General features: G+C 36.9%; 9 protein-coding genes. All 9 read right to left on the bottom strand.

Annotated elements, in window-relative coordinates; translation table 11 throughout:
• A partial coding sequence (locus tag ACFILY_RS07890; RefSeq protein ID WP_375637806.1) for an autotransporter outer membrane beta-barrel domain-containing protein occupies positions 1–2,659 on the bottom strand: 2,659 nt, incomplete at its 3' end.
• Positions 2,660–2,817: 158 nt separating this feature from the next.
• Positions 2,818–3,189 carry a hypothetical protein gene (locus ACFILY_RS07895; RefSeq protein WP_375637805.1) on the bottom strand — a complete coding sequence of 124 codons (372 nt, stop codon included), beginning with the start codon at positions 3,187–3,189 and terminating at the stop codon, positions 2,818–2,820.
• Positions 3,190–3,204: 15 nt separating this feature from the next.
• Positions 3,205–3,390 carry a hypothetical protein gene (locus ACFILY_RS07900; RefSeq protein ID WP_375637804.1) on the bottom strand — a complete coding sequence of 62 codons (186 nt, stop codon included), beginning with the start codon at positions 3,388–3,390 and terminating at the stop codon, positions 3,205–3,207.
• A gap of 27 nt (positions 3,391–3,417) precedes the next feature.
• The gene (locus ACFILY_RS07905) at positions 3,418–3,633 is read right to left on the bottom strand and encodes a hypothetical protein (protein ID WP_375637803.1); all 216 of its coding nucleotides are present in this window, start codon (positions 3,631–3,633) and stop codon (positions 3,418–3,420) included.
• A gap of 90 nt (positions 3,634–3,723) precedes the next feature.
• Complete coding sequence (locus tag ACFILY_RS07910) at positions 3,724–3,876, bottom strand: hypothetical protein (RefSeq protein WP_342753382.1); 153 nt, start codon at positions 3,874–3,876, stop codon at positions 3,724–3,726.
• Positions 3,861–4,550, bottom strand: a complete 690-nt coding sequence (locus tag ACFILY_RS07915; protein WP_375637802.1) for a hypothetical protein — start codon at positions 4,548–4,550, stop codon at positions 3,861–3,863. Before ACFILY_RS07915 ends, ACFILY_RS07910 begins: the two co-directional genes overlap by 16 nt.
• A gap of 95 nt (positions 4,551–4,645) precedes the next feature.
• Complete coding sequence (locus ACFILY_RS07920) at positions 4,646–4,900, bottom strand: hypothetical protein (RefSeq protein ID WP_375637801.1); 255 nt, start codon at positions 4,898–4,900, stop codon at positions 4,646–4,648.
• Positions 4,901–5,664: 764 nt separating this feature from the next.
• Entirely contained in the window at positions 5,665–8,724 is a 3,060-nt protein-coding gene (locus tag ACFILY_RS07925) for an autotransporter outer membrane beta-barrel domain-containing protein (protein ID WP_375637800.1), read from the bottom strand.
• A gap of 445 nt (positions 8,725–9,169) precedes the next feature.
• The gene (locus ACFILY_RS07930; protein ID WP_375637799.1) at positions 9,170–12,028 is read right to left on the bottom strand and encodes an autotransporter outer membrane beta-barrel domain-containing protein; all 2,859 of its coding nucleotides are present in this window, start codon (positions 12,026–12,028) and stop codon (positions 9,170–9,172) included.
• Between the last annotated feature and the right edge of the window lie 639 nt (positions 12,029–12,667).

A 12,667-nucleotide genomic window follows, 5' to 3' on the forward strand; every position in this document is an offset into this window, starting at 1 on the left:
GAACCTCATCAGTAGAATCTTCAACTGGAACAAACGGTGCAGGCATAGGTTGCACAAAAGAATGGTCCTCTGGAACAATTGGTACAGAAGGACGTACAGGTTCAACAGGGGCAGAAGGAGTGGGAACAAAATCTGTAGATGAAGTGTCCTCCGGAATAGAGGGCTCAGATGGCAGAACCTCATCAGTAGAAGGAGCCTCTGGAACAGTTGGTACAAAAGGAACTCTAGGTTCAACAGGCACAGAAGGAGTGGGAACAAAATCTGGAGATGAAGGAGATACCGGAATAGAGGGCTCAGATGGCAGAACCTCATCAGTAGAAGGAGACTCTGGAACAGTTGGTACAAAAGGAACTCTAGGTTCAACAGGCACAGAAGGAGTGGGAACAGAATCCGTCGATGAAATATCCTCTAAAACAGAGGGCTTAGATGGCAAAACCTCATCAGTAGAAGTTTCAACTGGAACAAGCGATGCAGGCATAGGTTGCACGGAAGAAGCGTCCTCTGGAACAGAGGGGACAGAGGGAAGTACAGGCGAAACAGGGGCAGAAGGAGTGAGAGTAGAATCCGTAGGAATAAATGTTTCAGACGGCTCAGATGTTTCAGGCAAAGAAGGTGTAGATGGTATAAGCGGTGGCTTAACAGAAGGAGGTTGTTCAGGCGCAATAGTCTCTGATGGCCGTTCAGAAGGTATAGTTTCTTCTTCAGATTTAGGTGGTAAAACTGTGGACGTAGGCTTAATAGACGGAACTGAAATAGATTCAGAAGGATCTAATTCAGGATTAATGTAAACACTTTCGAGACGAAAATCCCAAAAATCTCCTTCCCCTTCAACCAATCTATTTTCGGGACTTGCTTCTCCAGAAGAAGAACCAGGACCATAAGCACGAAGTTTATATTGATAAGGAAATCCATTTATCGCAACATAATCATTCAAAAGCTTAAAAGTATCTTCCTTTGCTTTTCCAAAAACCTGAATAATCGAAACACTTTGATGACTTCCGTCAATCACGTTTGTATCTGAAGCTTTTTGAAATTTTTCCATTCCAATGAGCGTGGTTCCCAAAACATCACCATAGATTAAAACGCGATCAGTTTTTTGAGGATCAAATGAACCATCATTATTCATAAATGTGCTCATCTTAATCCGAGAATTACCTTCCGCACTGTATACTTTATTGTATACGTCATCCACACCCGCTGTTTTACCAATATCATCTAATGCATAAACATCTTCTTTATTGTATATTTTCTTTCCAATATGCAATGTTTGATAATCTTGAGAGACATATTTCTCAAAAACAAGCGTACTATCAAGGAGACTCAAAGTAGAAAGCGATGAAACCGTAACATCCTTTTCTTCTAAACCTTGATATTTACTTTTAGTAAGATACCATGTTGAACCATTTTTTAACTGTAAATCTACGCGAGACCTATCTTCAATGCGCACTCCCCCTATAAGGGTTGAAGAATATGCTTGAACAAGAAGAGAAGAATCTTTTTCAGTTTTTATTAATAAGTCACCAGAGATTTTTGTATCGTCCAATAGTTCAAGGGTAGCTTTAGCCCCAAAACCATCAGTCCCAGTGCTATAAATGGCGATACCTTCTGGAACTGTAAAGTTTGTCTTTGATAACTGAACAAATGCCTTTCCTATAATGATATTTCTGCCTTGTAACAACATTTCATTAGTTGAATCAGCTATTCTAAACCCTTCCTCTGGTTCTAATCCATAAAAATACAGACCATGTACTCCTTTACCCAGCACAGAAACATTGGATTTGTTAATCTTAATATTTGTCTTCTTAAATTCATCCGATGAACTAAATGCTTTCCACAACAACTTTTCTTTATCATTCACATCAACCGAAGAATTTTTCACCAAAAAACCATGCATATCACTCAGTTCAATAGAACTATTACTCAATTGAACATTACTTCCTTGAGAGACATCGAAAGCTTCTGGTATTTTATCAAAACCTTCCTCATCGACGATAGTAGTTTTTTGTTTTCCTTTACCCTTAATGATAGTACTATCGAAATTATACCCTCCCCCATAAAATGATGAAAATCTACCTTTCCCATTAAATGTAACAGTACTGCCTGACATCCTAATCTTTGCACCAAGTCTACTCACAAACCCGATATCTTGCAGGTTGTCTGGCTCAATCTCAATCTTTACACGCACTAAAGCAATATCCGCTTCTTCACCCAATGCATACATAGCGTGAGAAGTTTCCGTAATTGATCCATCTGTCATGCTAATGACCGCATTTTCAGCATGAAGAGCACGTACATTCTTAAAATTTGAATTTTTTAGATTAAGACGCGCACCATATTTTGCATATGCACCATATGTCAATATTTGACCTGAATCATCGCCATAAACATTTATCTGAGATGCATCAACAACTGTACCTGCTTTTTCTACATATATAGCCTTAATAGGAGCAGAATCAGGAGCATGTTCTTGAGAACTTTTTAAATTATAAGTTTTATTTTCAAGTGTATGTTTTTTACCATCACTGCACGTATAAAAGCTCCCTGTTTCATCACAGGGAGCTGCAAAAGCATGAAAGCCAGCATTAATATTTACAACCCAAAAAAAAGAAAAAGCAACTGTTGTAAAAGTCAACCTATAATTTTTAAATATATTAACCATAACTCTTTTGCAAATCCTTCTCCCCCGCTTTATTTAAAAGTGAATGAGATCTGAAATAATGTTAAGTTAAACATATGAATAGTTTTAAGTATAACAAATAAATACTTGCTTTGCAATTCATAAAATACTCTATATTTATGTAAATGTTATTCTATATTTCAGAATATACATAAAAGCGTAGTGTAAACCGCATGAAAAATCATCTCTGAAAAACCAGTTTTACTAAGACGATGCTGATAGGTTAAATCTCCGTGCAATAAAAAATTTGAAGATAACTGAGCATTACCCCCCATTCCAGCTTCTAGAGAAGAACCAAAACCCCCTAATTGGAATTCATCTCCAAACTGTACACGTTGTTTTCCTCCAAAACTCATGGCAAGATGAAACTTGCCATTGAAAGAAACAACAAGAGCCTCTTCAGAAGCAGCAAGCGTCTTTCTTAAAGACCCGCCAACACGCATCATCCACTGATCAAGTTTTCCTATTTCAATATCAAAACCATCAATATCAAACGCCTGATCAAACCGCACATTTTGATAAACAACCTAAACCTGCGGTATCAAAATAACCCCTTTATGTCCTGTCATAAATGACTTACCCGCAATCAATAAAGCACTCAAAGGTGTTCCCTTCAATGTTGTTGTCTTACCTCTTGCTTGCGTGAGAACATTCCCTTTAAATAAACCATAGGAAAAAAGACCATCGATATAAAAGCCTGTATCATACTGCATGCTGCCATATGTGTAATAGACCATTTATCAAATGTACTTTTTTGTTTTCTTCAACATCTTGAGGTTGTAGAGAATTTTTTCCATCATTCCCCATTTTCCAAAGCTTAAAGTGTGATGTGTATCCTCAATCGCATTGAGCAAAACACTTGCCTCTATAGCGTTATAATTCAAATTTCTACCATAACCATATTCAAGCGCAGACAGATCAGAAACATAACGATAACTTCCACCGTAACCTCGCACAAAAAGTGCAGGATTTTTTACCTTTTTCCCCTAAAGTCCCAGCAGCAATACGCAATGTTTCCAGCTGTTTATTGTGATTGTTCATATCCATCAAACCAACCTGAAACAAGCATGAGGCATCGATAGATATGCTGAAACTTGCGGAACAACAGCTTTAATGCCCTCTTCAGGATAAAGAACAGAAGCATCATGATCAGCTAAAACATTATTATGATGAGTATAAGTACTTAAAGAATGAGACACATCATTTTCCAACCGCATATGATGCAGATGAGAAAGTTTCTGAACATATTCAGCTTCAAGTCGGAAATCCCAAAAATCTCCATTATACTCAATATTTTTCTCTTTAACGGATCCATCCCCACCTTTACCTGTCTATGAGAAAAATTGGGACCATAAGCACGAACACTATATCGATAAGGCGCTCCTCTTAGAGCAACATAATCTGTTGTTAATTTAAAGGAATCATCCGCAGCCTTTCCATAAACCTGAACAATTGAAACACTGAGGCTGTCTTTTTTATCGTCTTTTTGCTTACCTTTGCTCTGGTTCTTTATTTTTTTTGAAGCCACTGTAACATCGACAATATGCACCTTACTTTTTCCATAAACATCACCATAGATAAGAAGTTTATCAGCTTTTATTCCCTTGCTTTTACCATTTGCAGTAAGATATGCATTAACATATAAGCGTGCGTCCTCTCCTACAACGTAAGCATGATTTAAACCATAATCATCATCCAATCTCCTAACACGAAGTGTCTGATAAAAATCATTTCTTGGTTTCTGAAAGAAAATAAAACTATCAATAAGCCTTACAAAGAAAACAGATGAACCTACACAATATGGAACTTTTTTATGATTATTTTCAAGCGCATTTTTATTTGCTCTTACAGTCCATAGAGATTGATTGAACAACTCAACACTACCATAAAAACCTTTCTCAACATGTGCCCTTCCTGCAAGAAAAGACGCATAGGCACCAAGCGCAACAAATGAATTATTTTTGACATCTAATAACCGATCAGCAAAAAATACGCGAACCCCTCTGATGCCGTAATATAAGGATACCTCCTAGCATCGTTACTATAAATAGCCGTACCATCAAGAACATGAAGAGCAGTCTTTTTAAATCGAAATTCACCTAAACTTATAAGAAGCACTCCCTCTTGATATTCATGTTGAGAAGTACTTCCTCTAAAATGCAAACTATGAACCCTTTGTCCCTGAAGAATGATCTCTGAGTTTTCAAAAGAAACCAAAGACATAGAACTATCTCGAAACTCAAATCACCTTTCCTTAAAAACCGGTTTTGCACTTTCAATCGCTATGTCATGAACATCAGAAACCTGAATCTTACCTTCATCAAAGAAAAAAACCGCTCTGCTTCACACCAAACACAGATTGAGATAACTTGGCATTTCTACCACTTTTCTTTTCGCTATTTCCTATAATAGAACTCTTTTTAAAAGAAGTTTTATCGTCTTTTGACACAACCACTGCTGATGTAATCTTCTCAGATCTATTTAATTCTAAAATTCCACCAATTCCTGAAACGCCTTTTCCCCTTTACTTTTTTCTGGCTTAATAACTATGTTATGAGATTGTATTGTAAAAATAACACCTGTAGTCCTTCCTATCCAATCCACTCATATATAACTTATTACGACTTCCAAAAGTACAAGCAGCACCAACTGTATCACACGAATACGATTTAAAAAGAGAATTACATGAGGGTTTATAACCTTCTGCACTCACATCTATATTGTGCGCGAAGAAAAAATAGAGGTCGTAAGAAAACACACACATGGCGTTTTAATACTTTAATCATAATTTAGTCTAAACTTTCTTTATTTTATCTTCATAAAAAATCGAAAAGACACCTCTGGTTCATCTACTTATTATTCTTATTATGTGCCGTCATAATAAGTTGTTTTGTATTATACATAAAGTCAAAAATCAGAAAATAACACTATAAAACCATGCTTTGTACTTATATTTTCCACAAAGGATATATTAAAGGAAAATACAATTAAAAGTGATAGCTTAATCCACCAGAAAAATGCGTTCCAGAAAATCCGGCATTCGTAAATTTATGCTGATAAATCAGGTCACTATGAAAAATAATTTTTGGAGATAATTGCGAAAAAACACCAAATCCAGCTTCTAAAGAAGACCCAAAGGAACCAAGCTGGAAGGCATCTTTAAAATATACAAATTGTTTATCATCAAAACTACGAATGAAATGAAGCTTACCATAGAATGAAAGAACATGAGCATCTTTAGTAAATGTAAGTGTCTTCGTTAAATACCCACCAATACGCATCCCCCAATGATCTGGGCTTCGCATATCAATATTAAAATTATCAATATCACGAGTCTTATGAAACTGGAGATTTTGATAAACAAACTGAACTTGTGGTTCAAAAATAAAATATCGGCTGCCGATCATAAACGTTTTACCAGCAGTTAAGGAAACACTCAGCGGCTTACCTCTCAATGTAGCTGTTTTACCTCGCTCAAGTGTGAGAACATTTCCATTAAACAAACCATAAGAAAAGAGACCATCCATATAAAGACCCGTATCATGCTGCATGCTTCCATATGCCGTGATTGTCCATTTATCAAATATACTTTCTTGACTTTGTTTAACCTTTCGAGGCTGCAAAGAAAGCTTGCCATAATTCCCCATAATCCCAAAAGATGTCGTACTGTATGCACTTTCGATTTTCTTGAGTAAAATATTTGCCTCTAGTGCATTATAATCAAGCTCACCGCCATAATCACCATATTTAAGTACAGATAAATTTGAAGTATAACGATGATGTCCACCGTAACCGCGTAAAAACAAAGCGGGATTTCCATCATTTTTCAATAACCGACCAGAAACAGTTCGCAGCGATTGCAACTGCTTGTTTTGATTACTGATATCCATCAATCCAGCATAAAATAAGGTATTTGGCACAAGAATATAAGTCAGAACCTGGGGAACAACGACTCTCACATTTGGCTCAAAATGAGAAGAAGGCTCAAAAACAGATGCCGGAACAGAAAAACTAGACGCAGGTGGTGCAACTGAATTAGATTCAGCAATAGCGGGAATAACAGGTGCAAAAGAGGAAGGAGGATTGGGGATCTCAAGCACCAAAACATCAGATACATTAGGTGTGGTCGTAAGATGGAAATCCCGATCAGGAGAATCTACTGGAGAAGAAAGACTTGGCTCCTGAGGTTTTTGCCTAGAGTTAGAATCAATAGAACCATCCTCTCCTCCAGTAATATTAGGATGAATTTTAGGAAAAGAAGGAATATCATCAGAAGAAGGAGGGACAACCAAATCAAGAACAGGAAAAACTTTAGTGGAATCAAGAGAGGAAGAATCAACAAATTGACTTTCAAGGCGGAAATCCCAAAATGTTCCAGAGTTTTTAAGCACTCTTTGATTTGAATCTGCTGCCCCTAAAGTAGAGCCTGGACCATAACTCTTAAGATGATACTGATAGGGGGAGGCTTCAAGTGTGACATACCCCCCCTTTAACTGAAAAGAATCTTCAGCAGCTTGTCCATAAACCTGAATAATGGAAATCCCCTGATTATTACCACCATCTCCCGTCAATGCCCCTGAGCTTCCAGGAACACTATACACATGGACTGTCGTCTTTCCTTCAAGATCACCATTGATTAAAAGCCGGTCAGTTTTTTGCTCTTGCAGAGCTCCCCCTTTATCCAAATATGCATTAAGATAAAGAAGCGCATCGCCTTGTGCACGGTAAACAGTCCCCGATCCTTTTCCGATAAGAAGTGTCTGATAACCATCAGTCGTTTTGGATTTTAGTTCTTTAAAAATAAGAGAACTACCCATAAGATTGACCGATGAAATGAAGGAATAGTCCCCTAAATTAGAACCAGACGCATCAGAATTTTGCAATTTGTCATATCTTGGTCGCGATAAAATCCATTTTGAACCATTTTTTAACTCTATCTTAGCCGTAGAACTTCCATCAACATGTGCGCCTCCTACAAGGGTAGAAGCATCAGCCTCAATCTTTACATTGGAATGCTCAACAGCTTTCAGGAGTGAATCACCAGAAACTGTTGAATGTTGTGAGAGTTTAACAAAACTTTCGAATTGGCGGCTGTAAATAGCCGTACTTTCTGGAGCCATAACGGTTGTCTTTGTCAAATAGACAGTCCCTTTTCCAGGCATAATTGTTTTTTTATCATTTAAGACAGCTTCCCAAAAAAAGCGCATGCCATTAAATGCATTCCCTCTCACAAAAACATTGGAATATTTGATATGAGCAGTATTATTATCATTCCCCTCCAAGGCAATACCATGCGCTCTAATGACATTAACGTTTCCCTTCTGGAAATTAAGAGAGCCTTTCCCCTGCAGCATACTAAAAGCAGAAGCTTCACGATGATTACCTGTATTTGTCCCCTGTTTTCCCCTCCCCGTAATAGAAACACCATCTAAATTAATTTCTCCATCTCCTCCTGTTTGGACACCAATACCACTGGTAAAATCAATTTTTCCTTCTTTCATATAAATTTTTGCACCATTATGACTCAAAAGACCTATCGCATCAGAAGATGTCTTAATCTCTGTCTTGGTCAAAGAAACAAACGACCCTTTACCCGCAACACTGATCCCCATTCTGGTTGCTTTAATCACCCCATCCTGCATCTCAAAAGCCCCCTCCTCATTAACATCGCCCCCTATCGACACGTTATTTAACATGGAATCAAATAGAACAACGCCTCCCCCATTTGAGGACTTTACAGCTGTTGTCCAAGCGTTTGTTTCTGAATGGAAATTTGCATTCGAAACACCGTTAATGATTATAGCCTCTCCCTCAATGACTGTATCTTTCCCTGATGCCTCTATGGCAGCATCAGAACTTTCACCTGTAAGTTGATAAGTTTTCTTGGAAATTTCATGCGTTTTACCATCATTACAGCGATAAAATGAAGCACCTTCGTTACATGAATATTGCTTCTTCTCAGAAGAAGTCTCACCTGCATCAGTATTGTATACAAAGAAAAAAATAACCGTTGTAAAATGACATAAAGAGAGATGATTTTTAAACATAATTTTCTACAAACTTTCTTCCCCTTCCCTAAAAACAAAAAAAACGCGTTCTGTTTAATAACTTTGGTTACGCGTAATAATTTAAAATACGTTTTGTATTTTATATATCGACCACATGTTTTATGTAAAGCCAGAATCTCAAAATATCACAATTTAAAATTGTATTATTTATAAATACGCGTAAAAATATAAATAGAAATAAAAATTCTACCCCAAAGCGATGGTTTCAAGAGAATTTAATAAAAATACACTCAAAGAAGAAAAACAGCATAAAAAGCGAAAACTGCAAACCAGAAAGCCTTATCTTGTTTCTAAAAAGAAACAAACTCGCTCATGCAAAAAAAAACATTTTTTTAAAAAGCTTATTTAAAAAGTTGCAAACAAATAATAAAAAGCCACAAGCTATGCTTGTGGCTTTTTAAACAACTTACCCCAAGATGATCACCTAAAAACGATAGCGCAATCCACCAGAAAAACTGATTCCAGAAAAACCACCTTTGCTCAACTTATGCTGATAAACCAAATCACCATGAAGCGCAAATTTTTGAGACAAGCGAGCATTAAGACCTAATCCAGCCTCTAGAGAAGAACCAAAAGCCCCTAATTGGAAAGAATCTTTAAAGCGCACAGCTCTTTCTTTGCCAAAATCATGGACAAAATGAATCTTTCCATAGAAAGAAACATCACGATCTTTTTCAGGTGCAGTAAGAGTCTTCTTCAAACGACCACCCACACGCACCATCAATTGATCAAGTTTATCCATCTCAATATTAAAATTATCAATATCGCGGGCCTCATTAAATTGAAGATGTTGATAAACAACCTGAACCTGTGGATCAAAAACAACACCTTCATATCCTGTGGCAATTTTCTGACCACTCATCAAGGAAACACTTAAAGGGTTACCCTTCAATGTTGCAGTCTTACCCCGTGCAGTTGTCAGAACATCTCCCTTAAACAGACCATAGGATAAAAGACCATCAACATAGAATCCTGCATCATGCTGCATACTGCCATAGACTGTAGCAGTCCATTTATCAAATGTACTTTTTTGGCTTTGTGCAACATCTCGAGGCTGTAGAGAAAGCTTTCCATAAGACCCCATAACCCCAAAGGATATAGCACTGTCAACATTTTCAATTTTTTGTAGCAAAACACCTGTCTCTAGCGCATAGTACCCTAGATCTCCCCCATAACCATATTTAAGCGCAGATAAATCTGAGACATAACGATAACTTCCACCATAGCCACGCAAAAATGAAGCAGAATTTTCACGAATTTCCAACATTCCACTAGGATGAGTCCGTACTATCTCCAACTGCTTGTTTTGATTGCTGATATCCATTAAACCAGCATGGAATAAACTATTTGGCAAAAGCAGATAAGTTGGTACCTGAGGAACAACAGATCTCACACCTCGTCCAGATGGGAAAACATTTTCAATCTTAGAAAGACTATCCGCAAAAGACACCGGAACAACATCACCAGAAGACGCTGGAACAACACCACCAGAAGACACCGGAACACCACCACCAGAAGACACCGGAACAACATCACCAGAAGATTCGGGAATAATATCCTCAACAGAAACATGTGCAGGAGGTGTACGTTTAGAAACCGTAAGAATGTCGTTATCATCAGCAGATGTTTGAACATATTCATTTTCTAAACGAAAATTCCAAAATTTCCCCCCATTCAAAGCAAATTTCTGTTTAACATGCTCATCCCCTCTAGTAGCACTTGGATCATAAGAACGAAGTACATATTTATAAGGCGCCCCCTCTAAGGCAACATACTGTCCATTCAATTGAAAAGAGTCAGGCAATGCATCTCCATAAACTTGAATAATTGAAACACTATGCGCTTTTTCGTTTTTTTCTTCTAAGCCTCCTGCAACCCCTTGTATATGGACTATAGTTCTTCCCTTAACGTCACCATGAATGAGAAGCCTATCCGTTACTTGATGACCACTTGTATCATTAGGATTTAAACGTGCATTCAAATGAATCCAAGCATCACCAAAAGCCTGATAAACAATACCTGTTCCTTTTCCAATATAAAGCGTCTGATAGGCATGAGCAGTGCCGGATTTCGGTTTTTCAAAAGTAATAGAACTATTAGAAAGACGTACCGATGAAATAAACGAAACACCTCTATAATTAGGATCTTGTAATTTTTTCTGTCTTGGTTGCAATAAAGCCCACTGTGAATTATTTCCCAAGATAAGGTCGACTTTAGAACTGTTATCAACCTGAGTTTGACCGACAAGTGCAGAAGCATCAGCAACAACCTTTATAGAAGAGTTACGATCAGCCTTCAGCAACAAATCTCCAAAAAGCTTTGTTTCCTTTAAAGATATTTTAGACTTTCCAGATTGACTGCTATAAACAGCTATACTATCTGGAACTACAAAACGCGTCTTTTTCAAATTAATGAACGATGTTTTTCCCTCTGACAAACCCTCTAATGTTGCCTCATTTTCAAAGCGCATACCATAAAATGCATTACCTTTCACTGTAATATTTGAATCTCCAATATTAATCTGAGGAGCTTTATCTCCCTGCAATAAAAGCCCATGAGCATCAGTAACATCAACAGAACCTTTCATAAACTGAACATAACCATCTTTAAATATATGAAAAGCAGCATTATCATTCTGACGATCTGCATTCAGCCCTTGACCATCCTTGCCGGTACTACCTTTTCCGGTAATAGAGACACCCTCTAAAATAAAATATCCTTTTTCTCCTGCTTTAACCCCAACACTCCCTAAGCTAATTTTCGTATTCGTTAAATAAACTCCACTTTGAGATTCTCCTCCAGCAAAAGCCCCCACTTTGATTGCATCAATCGATCCACCGGATATTGTGAAGGACGCACTATGAGCTTCCACCCCCACTAAAACACCACTCAACGTGGAATCGCTCAGAAAGACGCCCGCTTTTTCTGATGCCTTTACTCCATATTTCCAAAAATTGTTTTCCGAGTTATTCTTTTTATCCAAAATACCCTTAACAGTTATATTCTTGCCACGAATAAATGTACCACTTTTAGACGCCTCTATGGCTCCATGAACACCATTAACATTTTTATCCATTAGCGAATAAACTTTATTATTAATTTCATGCTCTCCACCATCACCACACTGATAAAATTCTGCATTCTGATCACATGAAGATTGCGTTTTTCCAGAGGAAATTTGAGATGCAGCATTGTGTGCAAAAACATCAACATTGTGTGTAAAAAAAAGAAGTGCTGTTGTAAAAGTACATAAGGAGAAGCGATTTTTAAATAAACTGACCATAATTCCACCATAATCCCCCCCTCTTCTTACCAAAGATATACATAACGTATTAAAAATTTAACTAATAGAAAAATATTTAACACGTTTAGGTTCTAATATGTGAGGATTATTAATATTTTTTGTGTTTTATGTAAATATGAAATTAAAAAATTACTCGAAAATACAATCTAAATCTGTTGCTTTTACAAATAATTTGCAAAATATAACTGAAAAACGACAGAAAAATCACCTTTAAAGTTGTTATTCAAAAACACCCTTAATCAGTTAACATGCATTAAAAACACCTACTTAACTGCTGTCTAATCACCCCCCAGAGCTGACATAATCAACATCCTCACGATAGATCTTATATTGAAACAATATGTACTTTGTAAGCAGACAAAACATATGCCAAAATTGAGAAACAAGAGTTTACATATGCATTTTTAGGCAATATTCATGGCAAGATAGCCTAATAAAGGGTAAGAACATGTAAAAATCAGTTCCGATTTTACTATCTCCTTTTAATTCAACTTTACAACAGTCGAAAGCATTCAGAGCCGTACTTTTAAAAAGTGAAGATGACACATGACTTCATCCTGTTATTTATCGAATTCCTTTAAAGAAAACATATTTTACAAAACAATATATCATTGTGTT

The sequence above is a fragment of the Bartonella sp. CL25QHWL genome (assembly GCF_042195335.1).
Lineage (GTDB): Bacteria > Pseudomonadota > Alphaproteobacteria > Rhizobiales > Rhizobiaceae > Bartonella.